The following is a 17839-nucleotide window of genomic DNA, read 5'->3' on the forward strand; positions in this document are numbered from 1 at the left end:
CAGCCGATGGCTAGCTCATGTACCAGCCGTGGCTCACGGTAATGGACTGGCCTGTCAGCGCGTTCGAACCAAATGCAGCCAGGAATAGCGCGACGTCCGCGATGTCTTTCACCGTGGTGAACTCGCCATCGACCGTGTCCTTCAACATCACGTTGCGGATCACTTCCTCTTCCGTGATGCCGAGTTCCTTCGCTTGTTCGGGAATCTGTTTTTCCACCAGCGGCGTGCGTACGAAGCCGGGACAGATCACATTGGAGCGAATGCCGTGCTCAGCGCCTTCCTTCGCTACCGTGCGTGCGAGGCCAAGGAGGCCGTGTTTTGCGGTGACATACGGGGCTTTGAATTTCGACGCGACATGCGAATGCGCCGACCCCATGAGGATGATGGAACCGCCGCGTCCCGTCGGGATCATCTGGCGCATCGCGGCGCGTGTCGTGAGGAATGCGCCATCGAGATGGATTGCAAGCATGCGTTTCCAGTCGGCGAACGCGAAGTCGACCAGCGGCGAGATGATCTGCACGCCGGCATTGCTTACCAGAACATCGACGGGCCCCCATGCCGACGCGATGCTGGCGAATCCGGCATCGACCTGCGTCTCGTTGGAGACATCCATGGCGATACCCATCGCCTGACCGCCTTCGGCGATCATCGACTTCGCGGTGGCGCGCGCTGCGTCTTCGTTGATATCGGCGACGACGACTCTCGCGCCGGCGCGCGCGTAGGCGCGTGCAATTTCGCGGCCGATACCGCTGGCGGCACCGGTAACGAGGGCAACTTTGTCGGTCAGATCATGCATGGCGAAGCTCCGTCGGGACTGCCGCCGATTATGCGCCTGCATGCAGGGTGCCCCCATTGCCCAAAGGTCGGTATGCCCTGGTCGTTCTTTTGTAGGAGCCCGCAAGCGGGCTCCTACAACAAGAGTGCCCAATCAACCGCGCAGCGTGAACTCCGCTGCTTCGCCGCCTTCCGACGATCCCGCGATCCAGACGTCGAACGCGCCGGGTTCGGCGGTGAACGTGCCATCGCGCTGGGTGAACGCGACATCGGTGCGGGTCAGCTCGAAGCTGACTTCGACCGACGCGCCGGGTGCGAGGTGAATCTTGCGGAAGCCCTTCAGTTCCTTGATCGGGCGCACGCGACTGGCGACGCGGTCGTGTACGTAGAGCTGGACGACTTCTTCACCGGCTACCTTGCCGGTGTTGGTGACGGTGGTGCTGACGATAAGGGTATCGTCCCAGCCGATACTCGCGGCACTGACCTTCGGCGCGGTGTACTCGAACGTCGTGTAGCTGAGGCCGTGTCCGAACGGATACAGCGCTTCATGCGTGATCTCGCGCCAGCGCGACTTGAACGCAGGTGGCTGGTCGGCAAGCTCGGGACGGCCGGTGCGCAGGTGGTTGTAGAAGAACGGCTGCTGCCCCGCGTCCTGCGGGAAGCTGACGGGCAGGCGGCCTGCCGGGTTGTAGTCGCCGAACACGACATCGGCGATCGCGGGGCCCGTCTGGCTGCCGAGGAACCACGTAACGAGAATGGCGTTTGCATGACGGACCGCGCCGGTAAGAGCGAGCGCACGTCCGTTCTTCAGCAGGATGACGACAGGCGTGCCGGTAGCGGCCACGGCTTCGATCAGCTGCTGCTGCGCGGGCGGTACGATAATCTGTGCGCGCGATTGCGCCTCGCCCGAATAATTCTGCGGTTCGCCGACGGCCAGAAGCACGACATCGGCGGCCCTCGCCGCGGCGACTGCGGCTTCGATGCCGCCCTCGATGGGTTCCTCGATACCCGAGCCTTCCACCACCACCAGTTCCGGCAGTACGGCGCGCAGACCGCTGGCGATATCGACGTGACGCGTCTTGTCGCCAAACAGGGTCCAGCAGCCTTCGAGGTTGTCCTGGTCCGCGCCGAACGGCCCGATCAACGCCACGCGCTGCCCCGTCTTGCGCAACGGAAGCACGCCGTCGTTCTTCAGCATCACGATGGAGCGTCGTGCCGCATCGCGTGCCAGTTCGCCGTGGGCTTCGCGCAGCGAATCGTCGGCTTCGCGCACGGGATCGAGCGAACGGTACGGATTGTCGAACAAGCCGATCGCGGATTTCACCGAGAGCACGCGACGAACGCTTTCGTCGAGCATCTCCATCGAGACTTCGCCTTTCTCGATCAGGTCTGGAAGATGCGCGGCATACAGGCCGCTCTGCATGCTCATGTCCACGCCTGCGATAAACGCCAGGCGCGCGGCGTCGCGTTCGTCGGCGGCGTAGCCGTGTGCGACCAGTTCGAAATCGGCCGTGTAATCGGAGACGACGAAGCCTTCGAACGCCCATTCGCCGCGCAGGATGTCCGTCATCAGTTCGCGACTGGCCGACGCAGGCACGCCGTTGATGTCGTTGAAGGCGCTCATGATCGTCAGCGCGCCCGCGTGGAGCGCCGCCTTGAAGGGTGGCAGGTGCACGTCGCGCAAGGTCTGCTCGGAGATATCGACGCTGTTGTATTCCATGCCGCCGGCCACCGCGCCGTAGGCGGCGAAATGCTTGGGCGTGGACAGCAGCGAATCGGTCGCCGTCAGGTCGGTGCCCTGGAAACCACGGACGCGAGCCGCGGCGAAGGCACTGCCCAGCACGACGTCCTCGCCCGAACCTTCCGCACCGCGACCCCAACGCTGGTCGCGCGCGATGTCGACGGCGGGAGCGTAGGTCCAGTGGATGCCCGCCGCGGTGGCTTCGACCGCGGTGACCCGCGCGGTGCGCTCGGCCAGGTCCGGTTCGAAGCTGGCGGCTTCGCCGAGCGGAATCGGAAACACGGTGCGCATGCCGTGGATCACATCGGCGCCAAGGATCAGCGGAATGCCCAGGCGACTTTCCTCGATGGCAACACGCTGTGCCTCGCGACCTTCCAGCGCCCCCACGCCGTTGAACAGCGCGCCGACGAGGCCCGCGCGGATCTGGTCCAGCACTTCGCTCGCGCCACGGGCGTTCACTTCCGGATTCACGTCCGGCGCGAACGGGCGGACGGCATCGGCGAACACGCCCAACTGGCCGACCTTCTCTTCGACGGTCATGCGGGCGATCAGGTCTTCGATGCGGGGATCACGAATCATGGGCGAACACTCTTGCAGCAGGGGGAACACAGCGGCACGTCACGACCGCAGCGGGGGAACAGGCCGCGAAGCATACCGGTATCGACCCGTCTCCGGGCCATGTAACGTGCGTTACGTGAAAACGATTACGTCGTTGCGGCGCAAAGGGTACAACGGATTGCGAGACTCAGGATATGCCCCCTGGACCGGTCAGTCGCGCAAGGGTCATTCCCCCGGTCTCGCAATGCCTGATACCAGCGGGACATGCTGGTATCTTCCAGCGCGTACTCGCCGCGAGCCGACTTCTCCCATGACCACCTTTCCCTTCAAACAGCTCGACGTCTTCACGTCGACGCCCACCCAGGGCAACCCCCTTGCCGTCGTGCTCGACGCCAACGGCCTGTCGGACGAACAGATGGCCGCGTTCGCGCGGTGGACGAATCTCAGCGAAACGACCTTCCTGCTCCGACCGACGCTGCCCGATGCTGACTATCGCGTGCGCATCTTCACGACGACCGGCGAACTGCCGTTCGCGGGCCATCCCACACTGGGATCGTGTCGTGCGTGGCTGGAAGCGGGCGGGCGTCCGAAGGCGAAACACGTCGTGCAGGAATGTGGCATCGGGTCCATCCGGATTCGGCTCGACGGTGAGCGTCTGGCCTTCGCGGCGCCGCCGCTGCGGCGCGACGGCCCACTCGACGAAGAAACCATCGAACGCATATGCCGTGGATTGGCTATCGGCCGCGATCGTGTCGTTGCCGCGACCTGGGTCGATAACGGCCCGGGCTGGCTGGCCGTCCTGCTGGAGGATCGCGAGGATGTACTGGCGGCGAAACCCGATCGACACATCCTCGCCGGCATGAAAGTGGGTGTCGTCGCACCGTGGAGGAACGGCGACGCCGATGTGGAGGTCCGCGCCTTCATTCCCGGCGACGGCATGCCCGAGGACCCGGTAACCGGCAGCCTGAATGCGGGTATCGCACAGTGGCTGATCGGAAGCGGCCGTCTGCCGCCCCGCTACGTGGCGGCGCAGGGCACGGCACTTGGCCGCGCTGGCCGCGTCTACGTCGAAAGCATCGATGGCGACCTCTGGGTCGGCGGATCGGCGGTAACGTGCATCGACGGTAGCGTCAGTCTGTAACGCCCGGTTCGATGCCGATAAGGGAGCGCGGGCCCGCCGCGCTCCCTTATCCATTCACAGTCTGTACTTCGCTTCGACCATCACCGTGCGCGACGGGTAGGGGTAATAGACGTAGTAACGACGGTCAGTGAGGTTGTCGACGCCAACGCCCAGGTCGAGATGATCGGTGGGCCGGTAAACCAGCTTCGCATCCCAGGTAAGGAACGCACTGGCGCCGCCGAACGTATTCGGGTCGATGTCGCTATGGTCCAGCGTGTTGTACTGGCGCCCGGAATACCGGCCCGCCAGCGTCAGCATGGTGCGTTCCGAGGTATGCAGCGTCGCGACCAGGTTCGCTCGCCAGCGCGGAATGCGATAGAACTGCTTGCCCACCGATGCCGGATTGCGCTCGTTGCGCACCGTCGTGGCCTGCGTATACGCCGCGTTGGCGGAAAGATCCAGCCGGTCCCACCACACGCCCTGGCCGTCGTAGCTGGCTTCGGCGCCGCGTGTGCGTACGAGTCCCACATTCTGGACATTGGTCACGTTGGGGAACACGGTTGTGTCGGTCTGACTGAACAGCGTATTGCGCGTATCGCTGCGATAGAGCGAAAAACGCGTCACGCTGTTGGGGTGATACCACTCGGCCGTCAGTTCGCGCGACAGATCGTTTTCCGGCTTCAGGTTCGGATCGTTGTTGACGAGCGAAATGCCGTTGAACGTACCCTGGAAGAGTTCGCTCACCGTGGGGAAGCGGTAGGCCCGCGCCGCCGAAAGCCGCAGTACGAGGTTGTCCGCCGCCTGCCATGACAGCGACGCCTTGGGCGACGTGTGCGTTTCCTTGCGCTGTGGATAGTTCGTCGACGCCGTTGCCGTGGCGCGCGTACCGTCGAAGGCGCGCCACTGCTCGAAACGTGCGCCGGTCGTGAGTTGCCAGCGATCGGTGAGCTGCCAGGCGTCCTGAATGTAAACGGCCTGGGTCTGCGTGCTGCCGCCGTTGCCGCCCTGGTCGGCGGTAGCGCCACCGCTGCGCCACTGGGTGAGAGCCGATACCTCGTTCTTCAGCGCGTAGCCATCGTAGTGATAGCCGAAGCTCACCCAGTGACTGTTGGGCGCGAGGGATTCGGGCCGGTAACTGGCGCGCAGATCGAAGGTCCGCCAGCGGCTGCCGTCGCCTGCCGTGAGCTGTCCCGCGCCATTGTCCGTGACGGACGAAGCCACGCGATCGCGGTTGCGGTCCATGTCGAAGTACGAGGCGTTGGCCTCGACGTTCCAGCCCGTCTCGTTATGCGTGCCGAGCGATGCGCCATAGAGATAATTTCGGCTCTGTCGCGTGCTTGGAGCAAAGAAGCTCGCGGGCAACGTGTACTGCCGGCCCTCGATACTCACCGTGCCGCTGTAGACCGGACGTCCCGAAGCGTCGCGCAGGAAGCTCTCCGTGCGATGCGAGAGGTCCTGATTCCAGTAACCCATCGTCAGGCCGCCCTGCAGGGTCGGTGTGAAATCGTAGGCAAGCTTGATCCGGGCTTCGTCCTGGCTCGTTGCTTCCTGGCCCTCGCTGTTGACGCCGAGCACCTGGCGCGGGAGGCCGTTCGCCCCCGTGTCGGCGATGGCGCCGGTGACCGGATTGACGGTGCCGGGGCGCGACGAAAGGTTCTGCGTCGCATAGACCAGCGGCTGTCCGTTGGCTTGCAGATGCGCCACGCCGATCAGGAAGGACAGATTGCCGATGCGATCGCCCAGCGTCGCGGCCTGCCGGCTGCCACCGAAGTCGCGATTCACGCCGTAGGTATCGACGTTCTGGGTGAACCCCTGTACTTCGGCGGTCATCTCCAGCTTCGTTGGCATACGCGTCGTCATCACGACCGTCGCGCCGATGGAGTTACCGGGATAGAGCGCCGAGTAAGCGCCGTAGATGACGTCGACACGCGCGAGGTTGTCCGGAAACGCCATCGACCAGCGTGGCGGGGTTCCCCAGGTATTTCCGAGCAGGTTGCTGAGCAGCAAACCGTCGAGATAGACCAGGCCACGGGCGCTTTGCTGGTTGCTGGTGCCGCGTACGGAGAACGTCGCGTTCTCGTCGCCGATGAAACGTTTGCGGATGCCGAAAGCCGGCATGTACTTCAGTGCGTCTTCGGCGTTGACGATGTTCAGCCGGTCGAGCTTCGCGGCCGTCACGCTTTCGACGACGGCGGGCATGTTGGGATCGACGGCGGGTGCGTCGCCGGTGGCGGAAACGCGTATTTCCTTAAGGGTCTGCGCGCGCTGCGGCTCGTCGGCATAAGCCGGCAGCGCGAATGCGCACGCGATGGCGACGGCCAGTGGGCCGCCTTCGTACAGGGAACGAATCGACATGTGAACTATCCGGTTTTCGGAGAACGAGGGGATCGGGAGGATCAGACGTTCGCGAAACGCGGTGGACCACGTGGCGGTGCATGAAGGACGAGCGGCGCATCGATGCCGTGTTTAACCGGCAGCGTGGCGGCGACGAAGCCAGGGAGGGGAAGCAGGTGGGCGACGAAGGCAACCGTGCCGATCGTGGGATTCTGGGCCAGTAGCGTGCAGTAACCGCAGGCATCCATGTGGCCGATGTCGTGGCCGTCGGGTTGAGCATGGTCGACCAGACCGGCACGGCCTTCGCACCATGCGCCGAGCTCGGGGAAGGCGGACGCCGCCGGCATGGCCCTGGAGGCCACCGGCGCCAGGATCGACAGCCAGATGGCGAACATCGCCATCCACGCCATGAACCGGCTTTGCGTTACGCCACGATGCACGCGCATCCCCTGAAAACTGAACCCCGGACCGGGGTCCAGGGATGATCGCACGCGGGCGTCGCGTTGGGGCTGCGACAAACGGCCGCGTCTTCAGAGCATGGTCGGGCGTGATCGCGAAAACTCACCGCACCGCACTAGGCCCCTGCCTGCGCAGGGGCGACGGTGAAGGAGCTTTCGTCGACCCTTCCTCTCCTTCCCGCCCCACATTGACCCCCCGCACCGCACCGACCACTATGGCGCTCATTCGCCATCGGAGCCACGGATCATGCGCCGAATCTTCCCGCGTATTGCCCTCGCCGCCGCCTTGCTTGCCGGCGTCGCCGCGGCATCCGCCGCCGACCTTGTCGTGTCCGCTGCATCCAGCCTCACCGACGCCTTTCAGGCCGTCGGCAAAGCCTATGAAGCGAAGCATCCCGGCACGCACGTCGTACTGAATTTCGCTGCATCCGACGTGCTGCTGCGCCAGATTGCCAGCGGTGCGCCAGCGGACGTGTTCGCCTCGGCCGACCAGACGGCGATGGACAAGGCGGTGGAAGCAAAGGCAGTCGATGCGGCAACGCGGAAAAATTTCGCGACGAACCGTCTCGTACTGATCGTGCCGGCCGGCAGCAAGACGGCGATCTCGTCGCCCACCGACCTGAAGCGCGCGGATGTGCATCGCGTGGCCTATGGCGATCCCGCGTCGGTACCCGTGGGCCGCTATACCCGCGCGGCGCTCGAGGCATCCGGCCTTTGGGACGCCGTCTCGGCGAAGGGCGTGCTGGCGCAGAACGTACGCCAGAGCCTCGACTATGTCGCGCGCGGCGAGGTCGAAGCCGGCTTCGTCTTCGCCACCGACGCCGCGATCATGAAGGACAAGGTGACCGTGGCCGCCATCGTGCCGACACCTAAACCCATCAGCTATCCCGTTGCCATGGTCGCCGGTTCGAAACAGGCCGGCGAAGCGAAAGCGTTCGAGGATTTCGTACTGTCGCCCGACGGTCAGTCGATCCTGAGAACCTTCGGTTTCCTCGCGCCTTGAGATCCCCGTGAGCGCGATCTGGATACCGCTCGCGCTCTCGTTGAAGGTGGCGCTATGGGCGACGGCGATCAATCTCGTCCTGGGTGTGGCGGTTGCGTTCGGCCTGTCTCGCTGGCGTTCGCCCGTTCGCGAAGTGGTCGACTCGATCCTCACCCTTCCGCTGGTGCTTCCGCCGACCGTTCTCGGCTATTACCTGCTCGTGCTGCTGGGTCGTCGCGGGGTGTTCGGCGAATGGCTGGATCGCGTCGGCATTCAGCTGGTTTTTACCTGGCAGGGTGCGGTGATCGCATCGACGCTGGTGGCGTTCCCGCTGGTGCAGAAGGCGGCACGCGCCGCGTTCGAGAACGTCGACCCGCAATTAGAGGATGCCGCGCGCGTACTCGGCCTGCGCGAACTGGCGGTGTTCTTTCGCGTGTCGCTGCCGCTGGCTGCGCGCGGTATCACCGCCGGTGCGCTGCTCGCCTTCGCGCGTGCGCTCGGCGAGTTCGGCGCGACCCTGATGATCGCCGGCAATCTTCCGGGCCGTACGCAGACGCTTTCCGTGGCGATCTACGCGGCGGTACAGGCCGGCGACGACGCGACCGCCGGTACGATGGTCCTCGTGACGTCGGTCACCTGCGTGATTGCGTTGTTGCTTGCCGGTTGGCTGTCGCCCGATCGGGCGAATATCCGGAGGCATCGCTCATGACGGTCGATGTCGCGATCGTGAAAGAACTCTCGGCGGACGATCGGCGCTTCACGCTCGATGTCGCGTTCGCGTCGGACAGCAGGCGCATCGTGCTTTTCGGTCCGTCCGGCGCGGGCAAGAGCCTCACGCTGCGCGCTATCGCCGGCTTGCTCACGCCCGACGCGGGCCATATCCGAGTGCGGAATTGCGTGCTGTTCGATGCCTCGACAGGGGTCGACCTCGCGCCACGACATCGTCAGGTCGCCTACCTGTTTCAGGACTATGCGTTGTTTCCGCACCTGACCGTGGCACAGAACATCGGCTTCGGGTTGACGAGCGGTCTCCTGAATCCGTCGCGTCGCGAGCGCAGCCGGGCCGTCGCGCACTGGCTCGATACCTTCGAACTGCGCGGCATCGCCGACAGTTATCCCGCGCGCATTTCCGGTGGCCAGCGCCAGCGCGTCGCGCTGGCACGCGCGCTGGCCAGCGAGCCGGGTATCGTCCTGCTCGACGAGCCTTTCGCCGCGCTCGATCCGGCCCTGCGCGGCCGTATGCGCCGCGAACTGCGCGAACTACAGGCGCGGCTGGACCTCCAGTTGCTGGTCATCACCCACGATCCGGACGACGTGGAGGCGCTCGACGGTCACACCATCGAAATCAGGGATGGCCGGTTGTGGGAAGATGCGCGACCCCCGGCACGCGACGCGGGTCCCCTGCGCACGGACATCGAATCCCAGTGAACCGCACCACCCGTCCTCCGGACAACGCCCAACCCCACAAGGCCTGGCTGGGCAAATCGGTGCACTACGTACTCGCGATCCTCGTGGTGGCCGGCGCCGCGTGGGTGCTGAACAAGTACATTTCGAAGATGGCCTGGCACGACGTGCTGGCGGCGCTGGAACGTACGCCGCGCTGGCACGTCGTCGGCTCCGTCGCGGCGACGCTGGTCAGCTGGGCCGCGCTCGCCGCCTACGACCTGTTCGCCGTTCGCACCGTCGTACCGGGACAGATTTCCACGCGAATGGCGTTGTTCTCCGGCGCCACGTCGCACGCGGTCTGCAACGCGCTCGGATTCCACGCGATCACGGGTACGGCGCTGCGTTATCGTCTTCTGGCCACGCGTGGCGTCACCGCTCCCGACGTAGCGCGCATCGTCGGCCTGGTCGGCTTCAGCGTCGCCATGGGTTTCGCCGCGATAACGTGCATTGCATTGATGCTCGAACCGTCGATCACCAACGGCTGGGGACGCTGGCCGGGCGTTGCCCTGATCGCGGCCTTCGGTGCGTTGCTGATGTGGCTATCGGGCAAACATACCGACCTGCGCATCGGAAAATTCTCGACGCCCGTACCCTCCGCCCGATCCGCCGGTGCGCAGATCGCGATCGGCGTCGTGGAGATGAGCGGCGCGATTGCCGCCATGTATCTTTTGTTGCCGCCGGAAATCGCCGGCGATTTCGTCGACTTCATTCCGATCTACATGGGTGCGGTCATCGCTGGCATCGTCAGCAACGCACCGGGCGGCATCGGCGCATTCGAAGCGTTGACGCTCGTGGCATTTCCCGAGCAGGCGCGGCCCCAGGTACTCGCGGCGCTGCTGGCCTATCGGGTGATCTACGGCCTGGTTCCGTTCTTTCTTTCGTCGCTGGCGCTGGTGGCGTTCGAGATCCGGCGTCGCGCCCTGTTGCGCAGGGACGCCGCGGCTGTTCCCAGTCGCTGAACTATCCAGGAAAAACCATGCGCCTCTATCGACTTTTCCGCATCGCGGCGCTCGGTCTATGCGTTGCCTGCGCGACGACGCCATCGGCTCGTCGCACCGACGTCCTGTTCTGGAACCAGGGCCAGCGCGAAATCCACTTCCGCGCCATGGAAACGCAGTACGCCAGCAATCGGATCGCGCATGGCACGAACGTGCACGCGCTGCCGGCGGGCACGCCATTGCTGCCGCGCTGGAACGACGGAACCACGCTAGATACCTATATGTCCGACCACCACGTGGCGGGGATCATGGTGCTCCAGGACGGCAAGGTCCGGCTCGAGCGCTACGGTCTCGGTTTCGGCCCGACCCAGCGCTGGACCTCCTTTTCGGTCGCGAAGTCGTTCACATCCACGCTGGTGGGTGCGGCGCTGCGCGACGGCAGCATCCACAACCTCGACGATCCGGTGACCCGATACATCCCCGCGCTGTCGGACAGCGGATACCGCGACGTGACCGTGCGCCAGCTTCTGACGATGACGTCGGGCGTCCGTTGGAACGAGGACTATGTGGACCCGAATTCGGACGTCGCGCAGATGTACGAAGGCGCGCGCGTTCCTGGCACGCCCCTCCTCGTTTCCTATATGGCGAAGCTGCCGTCGGAATCGAAACCGGGCACCCATTGGGTTTACAAAACGGGCGAGACGGACCTGATCGGCATCCTGGTAACGCGGGCCACCGGACGCACGCTGGCCGCGTACCTGTCGGAAAAAATCTGGAAACCGTACGGCATGGCGCAGGATGCCATCTGGCTGAAAGACCCTGTCGACGGCACCGAGGCAGGCGGTTCGGGTGTCTCGGCCACGCTGTCCGACTATGCCCGCATGGGGCAGTTCCTTCTCGATGGCGGTATCGCGAACGGCAAGCCGGTGCTGGCGGATGGCTGGCTGGCCGATGCCACGCGCAAGCATGCCGACATCGGTGCGCCGGGCCGGGGCTACGGTTATCAGTGGTGGACCTTCGACGGCGGGCGTTACGCGGGCCTGGGTATTTTCGGACAGGTTCTTTATCTCGATCCTTCGCGACACCTGGCGATCGTGCAGCTGGCCGCATGGCCGGTGGCCACGGACAGCGCGCAGACGCGCGCCCGCCAGGCCTTCATCGACGCGGTTACCGCCGCCGTGGACGGCGGAGTAAAATAGACGCCCGACGAACGCAGGAACCCGCCATGGCCCTCACCTGGGACGATCTCATCTGCAAGCCCGACGCCGAGGCTATCGAAGCCCTTGCGAAGGCCTGGGAATGGCGCGTTGGCGTCGCGTTTACACCGCTGCTGTTCACGGCCCTGGGCGATATGTTCTACGAGGCGGACGAGGGCGGCGTGTACTGGCTCAATACGGGCACCGGCGAGAACGACAAGGTCGCGGAGACCGTGCCGGAATTCAACGAACTGCTGCGCGGCAAGGACGTACAGGACGACTGGCTGCTGCCGCTGCTGATCGAAGCACTGCGCGACGAGGGCAAGGTTCTGAGTCCCGGCGAGTGTTACACCTATGTCACGCTGCCGGTGTTCGCCGATGGCGTCTACGAGCCCCACAACATGCGGCCCGTACCCGCCATCGAGCACTTCAGCGAAACCGGCGAACTGATCGAAGCGATTCAGGGTCTGTCGGACGGAACGGACGTCGAGTTCGAAGTCCGCCACTGAGGCATCGTCAGACCGTCCGGTAGTTCGATATCTCGATCGGGTTTTCGTCCGGGTCGCGGACATAGACCGACGCGATATTTACGTCGCGCCGGGCGAACACGCTTCCGCCCGCGCCGCCAGCAATGTCTGTTCGCGTGCATTGCGCGCGAGGCTGCCGGCCCTTTCGAATTCCTGCCGGGCTTCGTCCAGGCGACCCAGCCGGAACAGGAAGTCGCCGCGTACGCTGGGCAGCAGGTGGTAGTTCTTGAGCGAAGGCTCGTCCAGCAACGTGTCGACGATGGCGAGTCCCGCGTCCGGACCGGCGGCCATCGACACGGCCACGGCGCGATTCAGTTCCACGATGGGCGACGGGTTCAACGCCATCAGTTCGGCATAGAGGGACGCGATACGCGTCCAGTCCGTCTGTTCGGCGGCCAGCGCACGCGCGTGACATGCCGCGATGGCGGCCTGCAACGTATACGGGCCGCGCGCATCGCGCAGCCGTTCGGCCAGCTCCAGCGCCGCCAGGCCGCGATGGATCAGCAGCCGGTCCCAGCGTGCGCGATCCTGGTCGAGGAGCAGGATCGGTTCGCCGGTGGGTCCCAGTCGCGCACCGGCGCGCGATGCCTGAATTTCCAGCAGGGCGACCAGGCCGTGTACTTCAGGCTCGTGCGGCATCAGCCCGACCAGCACACGGCCAAGGCGCAGTGCGTCCTCGCACAGGGTGGGGCGCATCCAGTCGCTGCCCGCGGTCGCGGTATAGCCTTCGTTGAAGATGAGATAGACGACCTTGAGTACGGAGGCGAGCCGCGCCTGCAATTCGTCGCCACGAGGCACTTCGAACGGCACGCCCGCATCGGCCAGGGTCCGCTTGGCGCGCACGATCCGCTGGGCGATCGTCGATTCGGGCACGAGGAACGCCCGGGCAATCTCGTCCGTCGTCAGGCCGCCCAGCAGACGCAGTGTCAGCGCCAGTTGCGCGTCGAGCGAAAGCACGGGATGGCAGGCAACGAAGATCAGGCGCAGCAGGTCGTCGCCTATGTCGTCGTCGATCGAGTCGATCAGCGCGTCGTTCTCGGATTCGGCCAGCGTTTCCACGTCGTACGCGAAGGCTTCGACCTTGCGGCCGGCCATGCGCTCGCGGCGGATGCGGTCGATCGCGCGATGCTTCGCGGTGGCCATCAGCCACGCGCCGGGATTGTCCGGCACGCCGGCTTTGGGCCAGTTTTCCAGCGCGGCGACCAGCGCATCCTGCGCCAGCTCCTCGGCTAACCCGACATCGCGTACGAGGCGGGCAATGCCGGCGATAAGACGCGGCGATTCGATCTTCCAGATCGCATCGATGGCACGGTGGGTGTCGGTAGCGGTCATAGCCACCGATCACACCACCGCCTCCACCGGTTGCGCAAGGCACGGTGCGGCAATATCCATGCGTTTACGTTGCAGGAGCGCTCAAGAGCGTTCCTGCACAAACCGATACAACAAGCCAGTCAGGTCGCCGCCGATACCAGCTCGGAGACCTCGTAAAGCTGACGGATTTCCACCCGCGCCGAATGCCGGTTCGGGAACGGATAACCCTTCACCCATTCGATGACATCGTCGATGGAGGCCATGCGCAGAATCCAGTAGCCGGCGACCAGCTCCTTCACCTCGGCGAACGGTCCGTCGATGACCTCGGGTTTGCCGCCGCTGAACCGTACGCGCTTCGCGCTGGCGCTCGAACGCAGGCCTTCGCCGGCAAGCAGAAACCCGGCTTCGATACCCGCCTGGATGCCAGCGGCCATCGCGCCGAGCACCGCCGGGCCCGGATCGACGTCGCGTTCGGCATCGTCATCGGACTTCAGCAGCACGGCGAAGCGGGGTTTCGTCGCCTCGTCGTCATTATCGGGATTCGAGAACCCCGGAAGACCGCCAGGGCAACCCATCGAACGGATATCGAGGCAGACCTCGCCATGGCCGTCGATAACGGGCCAGTCGCGCACCCAATCCACGGCATCGTCCATGGAGTCCGCTTCGATGATGCTGAGGCCCGCCACCAGTTCCTTGGTTTCCGCGAACGGCCCGTCGACGACCGTCGCCTGGCCGTTCGCGAAGGTGACCCGGACGCCCTGGGAACTGGGCTTCAGTCCTTCGCCTGTGTGCAGACGGCCTTCCGCGGCGAGCGTATCGATGTATTGCGCCATCTCGTCCAGCAATTCCTGGCTGGGCGGCATGCCTGCTTCGGTGTCGTTGTCCGCTTTACGGACGATCAGGAATCGCATGACGCCTCCTTCAGGCCATCGGGCCGTTGACCATCCACGGCGCGCCGAACTTGTCGGTACACATGCCGAAACCCTTGGCCCAGAATGTTGGCTGGAAAGGCATCGTGACCTGGCCGCCTTCGCTCAGGATCTTGAACGCGCGTTCGGCTTCGGTCACGTCGTCGTAGCCGATAGCGAGATTGCATCCATGGATGCCGGTGTACGGAAAGGCGGGATGGCTGTCCGAACCCATCAGCACCTGATCGCCGATTTCCAGCCGGACGTGCATCAGCTTGTCGCCCCAGTTCGCCGGAATCTCTCCGGGGGCGCAGCCGTCGTCGCTTTTGGGCTCCGAAGCCGGCATCTCCTTGAATCGCGAGATCATCGCGATCTTCCCGCCCAACGCCTTTTCATAGAACTTGAATGCTTCTTCGCAATTACCGTTGAAGATCAGATAGGGCTGAAGTTTCATGATCGGGGAATCCTTGACGTGGGGGGATTAGTGCTTGGCGGTGAGATGGGCGCGGATACGTTCTTCCTGCTCGCGGGCCTCGGGCGTGAATTCGACGCCGAAGTCTTCCGCTTCGAAGACCTGGCGGATTTCGATTTCCGAATCCTCCATCGGTACGCGCTTCACCCACTCAATGGCCTCGGCGAGCGACCTGACCTGGATCATCCAGAAGCCAGCGATCAGTTCCTTGGTTTCGGTGAAGGGCCCATCGATGACGTCGCGACGGTTGCCGGTAAAGCGCACCCGGGCGCCGCGAGACGTGGGGTGCAGGCCGTCGGCGGCCAGCAGGACACCCGCCTTGACCAGTTCTTCGTTGTAGTGACCCATCCGGGTCAGCAAATCCTGGCTCGGCATCACGCCGGCTTCCGAGTCCGCATTGGCTTTGACTATCACCATGAAACGCATGTTTGTATCTCCTTATAGGGCTGCGCGAGCGGGGGAATCCCGCGCTCTTGTGATGACGTCGAACAACGGCGACCGGAATCGACATATCGCATCGAAATATTTTTCGCCCTGATAGCCTGGCTTGTCTTTGTCATCTATATCAATGGATTGCATCGATAGAGCGGCGTGCGGCTTCCCTCGCCGGACGAGATGATGCGCCAACGTGGGTGAATGGCGCGCACTCAGGCGCGACGGCGTTCGCTTCGATCCTGGCGCCCGGTACGGATGGGGGCCTCGAACGTGCATTCGAGGCCGTCGATCGCGAAGGTGACGACAGCGGTGCCGCCGACCTGACCGGCCAGGACACGCTCGATGAATCGCGTACCGAAGCCGCGTTGGGCCGGCGTGACGACGACGGGGCCGCCATGCTCTTTCCAGTTCACGGTCAGGCGGGGAGGATTCTGGGCGTCGTCGATGGTCCAGAGCATCGTGACCGTTCCCGCGTTGTTGGAAAGCGCACCGTATTTCGCCGCGTTGGTGAACAGCTCATGGACCGCCATAGCGACGGAGACGGCGGTTTCGGGACGGAGCATCAGGTTCGGTCCGTCGGCGAAAATACGATCGTTGCCAGGGTCGTGGGGCGCGACGGCCGACTCGATAATCCGGCGCAACGGCACGTCGTTCCACGCTTTCGATACCAACAGGTCGTGTGCGCTGGCCAGCGCGCGGACGCGCGCATCGAAAATGGCCAGCGATTCCGCCGTCGTGCGTTCGCCATGGAACGTCTGGTTTGCCATCGCCTGGACGATGGCCAGGGTGTTCTTCACCCGGTGGTTCAGTTCGTTGATCAGGATGCGTTGCGCACGTTGCGCCTCGCGGTGACCCGTCACGTCCACGCAACTACCCATGTAGCCGGCGAACTCGCCGTCGCGATAAAAAGGCGCGCCGTTGTCCAGCAGCCAGACGAATTCCCCATCGGCACGGTGCAGGCGATACTCCATCGAGAACGGCTGACGTGCGTCGAACGCGTTGGTATAGATTTCGATGCAGCGTTCCAGGTCGTCGGGATGGACTCCTTCCGCCCAGCCGAAACCGAGTTCGGATTCCATGGACCGTCCGGTGAATTCCAGCCAGGAACGGTTGAACCAGTCGCACAGTTTGTCCAGCCCGGACCGCCAGATCATTACCGGCGCGAAATCGGCCAGTTCGCGGAATTCGCGATCGCCCATTTCAGCGGCACGCAGTACGGGACTGGCGGCATCTTCGGTCATCGATTCACCCTTCCAGGGCCGCCCCCGCATCCGTAGCGAGCGCCGGAGCACTATCCTAGCGCCCCTACGTGGCCCGTGCACGACGAATAACGCGATCGTTGCGGGACCGTGACACGGTCCACTAAACCGGTATGCTGGCGCCCATCGAAACGGGGTGAATCCAGGGTCATGGAGCCGGGAATAGCGCGGGACATCGAAGCGATTGCGCGCATAGCCGCTGTGCCGACGATTCTCGAAGTCGTTACACATACGACAGGTATGCGTTTTGCCGCCGTGGCTCGCGTCACCGATCGCTCCTGGGTGGCCTGCGCCGTTCGGGATGACGTCGATTTCGGGCTGAAGCCGGGCGGCGAGCTCGGGCTCGAGTCCACGATCTGCAACGAGATACGCCAGCACCACCAACCGGTCATCTTCGGTCACGCGAGCGCGACGCCCCAGTTCGCCGGTCACCCGACACCGAAGATGTACGGATTCGAGAGCTACGTCTCAATTCCCATCATTCGCGCGGACGGCCGTTTCTTCGGCACGCTGTGCGCGCTCGATCCGCGGCCGACTCCGCTCGACGATCCGAATATCCTGAAGACCCTTACCTTGCTGGCCCAACTGGTCGGTTCCCAACTGGACCTGGAAGACCGTCTGGAGGCCAGCGACAGTGCACTTGCCGATGCCCATGCCGTGGCGACCTTGCGCGAGCAGTTCATCGCCGTGGTGGGACACGACCTGCGCAGTCCGTTGCATGCGATCCGGCTGGGTGCGGAGTCGCTGGAAGCGATGCCCCTGGATGCGCGCATGCGTCGTACGGTTGGCCTCATGCGCCGCAGTTGCGATCGCATGTCGGACCTCATCGACAACGTTCTGGATTTTGCCCGTGGCCGTCTGGGCGGGGGCATTCCGCTTGCGCTGCGGGCTTGCGACAGCCTCGCGGACGATATGCGGCAGGTAATCGAAGAGGTTCGTACCACCCACCCGGCACGTGCGCTCGACGTTCGCATCGCCATCGATCGTCCGGTTACCTGCGATCCGCGACGCGTAGCGCAGTTGCTTGCCAATCTGCTCAACAACGCGATGACGCATGGCGATCGCGAACTGCCCGTGGTCGTCGAAGCCGGATCGATGCAGGGAGGGTTTCACCTGACCGTATCCAATGGTGGCCAGCCGATTCCGTCCCACACGATGGCGCGGATTTTCCAGCCGTTCTCTCGTGTGGGTTCCGGCCAACCCAAGCCGGGTCTGGGCCTGGGTCTGTACATTGCTTCCGAGATTGCCCGAGCGCACGGTGGCACGCTCGTCGGCTCGTCCGATATGAAGCAGACCTCCTTTACCTTCCGGTTGCCGGGCAGCCCGATGAACTGAACTGCCCTGGCTATGTCAGAATCCCGCCGTTACCCGGCCATGGTG

17 protein-coding genes are annotated in these 17839 nt (G+C 64.5%); 8 read left to right on the forward strand and 9 right to left on the reverse strand.

The annotated features are described in order from the left end of the window. Window positions 1-10: 10 nt before the first annotated feature. Together AC3IR3_RS00450 and AC3IR3_RS00455 are read right to left on the reverse strand one after the other, a co-directional pair. Window positions 11-796, reverse strand: a complete 786-nt coding sequence (locus tag AC3IR3_RS00450) for a 3-hydroxybutyrate dehydrogenase (RefSeq protein ID WP_489195106.1) — start codon at window positions 794-796, stop codon at window positions 11-13. Between the two features lie 132 nt (window positions 797-928). Next, window positions 929-3091, reverse strand: a complete 2163-nt coding sequence (locus AC3IR3_RS00455) for a glycoside hydrolase family 3 N-terminal domain-containing protein (protein WP_489196988.1) — start codon at window positions 3089-3091, stop codon at window positions 929-931. Between the two features lie 292 nt (window positions 3092-3383). On the opposite strand from AC3IR3_RS00455, the gene AC3IR3_RS00460 reads away from it, so the two are divergent. After that, complete coding sequence (locus AC3IR3_RS00460) at window positions 3384-4214, forward strand: PhzF family phenazine biosynthesis protein (RefSeq protein WP_489195107.1); 831 nt, start codon at window positions 3384-3386, stop codon at window positions 4212-4214. A 54-nt stretch (window positions 4215-4268) separates the two neighbouring features. Here AC3IR3_RS00460 and AC3IR3_RS00465 read toward each other — a convergent pair whose 3' ends face one another. Both AC3IR3_RS00465 and AC3IR3_RS00470 read right to left on the reverse strand, forming a co-directional pair. Beyond that, window positions 4269-6548 carry a TonB-dependent receptor gene (locus tag AC3IR3_RS00465; protein WP_489195108.1) on the reverse strand — a complete coding sequence of 760 codons (2280 nt, stop codon included), beginning with the start codon at window positions 6546-6548 and terminating at the stop codon, window positions 4269-4271. 41 nt (window positions 6549-6589) lie between these two features. Next, entirely contained in the window at window positions 6590-7018 is a 429-nt protein-coding gene (locus AC3IR3_RS00470; RefSeq protein ID WP_489195109.1) for a DUF2946 domain-containing protein, read from the reverse strand. 235 nt (window positions 7019-7253) lie between these two features. On the opposite strand from AC3IR3_RS00470, the gene modA reads away from it, so the two are divergent. Genes modA through AC3IR3_RS00500 form a run of 6 tightly spaced genes read left to right on the forward strand, consistent with a single transcriptional unit; the run spans window position 7254 to window position 12056 of the window. Next, the gene (modA, locus tag AC3IR3_RS00475) at window positions 7254-7988 is read left to right on the forward strand and encodes a molybdate ABC transporter substrate-binding protein (protein ID WP_489196989.1); all 735 of its coding nucleotides are present in this window, start codon (window positions 7254-7256) and stop codon (window positions 7986-7988) included. 7 nt (window positions 7989-7995) lie between these two features. After that, complete coding sequence (modB, locus tag AC3IR3_RS00480) at window positions 7996-8676, forward strand: molybdate ABC transporter permease subunit (RefSeq protein WP_489195110.1); 681 nt, start codon at window positions 7996-7998, stop codon at window positions 8674-8676. Then, window positions 8673-9395 carry a sulfate/molybdate ABC transporter ATP-binding protein gene (locus tag AC3IR3_RS00485; RefSeq protein WP_489195111.1) on the forward strand — a complete coding sequence of 241 codons (723 nt, stop codon included), beginning with the start codon at window positions 8673-8675 and terminating at the stop codon, window positions 9393-9395. The genes modB and AC3IR3_RS00485 overlap by 4 nt, the downstream gene beginning before the upstream one ends. After that, window positions 9392-10372, forward strand: coding sequence for a lysylphosphatidylglycerol synthase transmembrane domain-containing protein (locus AC3IR3_RS00490; protein WP_489195112.1), 981 nt, complete (start codon window positions 9392-9394; stop codon window positions 10370-10372). Before AC3IR3_RS00485 ends, AC3IR3_RS00490 begins: the two co-directional genes overlap by 4 nt. A gap of 17 nt (window positions 10373-10389) precedes the next feature. Next, window positions 10390-11550 (forward strand): serine hydrolase domain-containing protein, encoded by a 1161-nt coding sequence (locus tag AC3IR3_RS00495; protein ID WP_489195113.1) that lies wholly within the window; start codon window positions 10390-10392, stop codon window positions 11548-11550. A gap of 26 nt (window positions 11551-11576) precedes the next feature. Next, window positions 11577-12056 carry a T6SS immunity protein Tdi1 domain-containing protein gene (locus AC3IR3_RS00500; protein ID WP_489195114.1) on the forward strand — a complete coding sequence of 160 codons (480 nt, stop codon included), beginning with the start codon at window positions 11577-11579 and terminating at the stop codon, window positions 12054-12056. 78 nt (window positions 12057-12134) lie between these two features. On the opposite strand, the gene AC3IR3_RS00505 is transcribed toward AC3IR3_RS00500, so the two are convergent. From AC3IR3_RS00505 to AC3IR3_RS00525, 5 genes are all read right to left on the reverse strand, one after another. Beyond that, a complete protein-coding gene (locus AC3IR3_RS00505) occupies window positions 12135-13406 on the reverse strand; it encodes an RNA polymerase sigma factor (protein WP_489195115.1) in 1272 nt (423 codons plus the stop codon). A 119-nt stretch (window positions 13407-13525) separates the two neighbouring features. Beyond that, window positions 13526-14296, reverse strand: coding sequence for a YciI family protein (locus AC3IR3_RS00510; RefSeq protein WP_489195116.1), 771 nt, complete (start codon window positions 14294-14296; stop codon window positions 13526-13528). Window positions 14297-14306: 10 nt separating this feature from the next. Further along, the gene (locus AC3IR3_RS00515) at window positions 14307-14747 is read right to left on the reverse strand and encodes a VOC family protein (RefSeq protein WP_489195117.1); all 441 of its coding nucleotides are present in this window, start codon (window positions 14745-14747) and stop codon (window positions 14307-14309) included. 27 nt (window positions 14748-14774) lie between these two features. After that, a complete protein-coding gene (locus AC3IR3_RS00520; RefSeq protein ID WP_489195118.1) occupies window positions 14775-15191 on the reverse strand; it encodes a YciI family protein in 417 nt (138 codons plus the stop codon). A gap of 221 nt (window positions 15192-15412) precedes the next feature. Beyond that, entirely contained in the window at window positions 15413-16441 is a 1029-nt protein-coding gene (locus AC3IR3_RS00525; protein ID WP_489195119.1) for a sensor histidine kinase, read from the reverse strand. A 168-nt stretch (window positions 16442-16609) separates the two neighbouring features. On the opposite strand from AC3IR3_RS00525, the gene AC3IR3_RS00530 reads away from it, so the two are divergent. Beyond that, the gene (locus AC3IR3_RS00530; RefSeq protein ID WP_489195120.1) at window positions 16610-17794 is read left to right on the forward strand and encodes a GAF domain-containing sensor histidine kinase; all 1185 of its coding nucleotides are present in this window, start codon (window positions 16610-16612) and stop codon (window positions 17792-17794) included. Window positions 17795-17839: the final 45 nt, after the last annotated feature.

This window comes from Luteibacter sp. GL_149 (assembly GCF_057834065.1).

What these genes read in the sequence shown, in the direction of transcription:
- AC3IR3_RS00450 (WP_489195106.1), bottom strand. Translation starts at nt 796, where the DNA reads ATGCATGATCTGACCGACAAAGTTGCCCTCGTTACCGGTGCCGCCAGC.
- AC3IR3_RS00460 (WP_489195107.1), top strand. Translation starts at nt 3,384, where the DNA reads ATGACCACCTTTCCCTTCAAACAGCTCGACGTCTTCACGTCGACGCCC.
- AC3IR3_RS00465 (WP_489195108.1), bottom strand. Translation starts at nt 6,548, where the DNA reads ATGTCGATTCGTTCCCTGTACGAAGGCGGCCCACTGGCCGTCGCCATC.
- AC3IR3_RS00485 (WP_489195111.1), top strand. Translation starts at nt 8,673, where the DNA reads ATGACGGTCGATGTCGCGATCGTGAAAGAACTCTCGGCGGACGATCGG.
- AC3IR3_RS00495 (WP_489195113.1), top strand. Translation starts at nt 10,390, where the DNA reads ATGCGCCTCTATCGACTTTTCCGCATCGCGGCGCTCGGTCTATGCGTT.
- AC3IR3_RS00500 (WP_489195114.1), top strand. Translation starts at nt 11,577, where the DNA reads ATGGCCCTCACCTGGGACGATCTCATCTGCAAGCCCGACGCCGAGGCT.
- AC3IR3_RS00505 (WP_489195115.1), bottom strand. Translation starts at nt 13,406, where the DNA reads ATGACCGCTACCGACACCCACCGTGCCATCGATGCGATCTGGAAGATC.
- AC3IR3_RS00510 (WP_489195116.1), bottom strand. Translation starts at nt 14,296, where the DNA reads ATGCGATTCCTGATCGTCCGTAAAGCGGACAACGACACCGAAGCAGGC.
- AC3IR3_RS00515 (WP_489195117.1), bottom strand. Translation starts at nt 14,747, where the DNA reads ATGAAACTTCAGCCCTATCTGATCTTCAACGGTAATTGCGAAGAAGCA.
- AC3IR3_RS00520 (WP_489195118.1), bottom strand. Translation starts at nt 15,191, where the DNA reads ATGCGTTTCATGGTGATAGTCAAAGCCAATGCGGACTCGGAAGCCGGC.
- AC3IR3_RS00525 (WP_489195119.1), bottom strand. Translation starts at nt 16,441, where the DNA reads ATGACCGAAGATGCCGCCAGTCCCGTACTGCGTGCCGCTGAAATGGGC.
- AC3IR3_RS00530 (WP_489195120.1), top strand. Translation starts at nt 16,610, where the DNA reads ATGGAGCCGGGAATAGCGCGGGACATCGAAGCGATTGCGCGCATAGCC.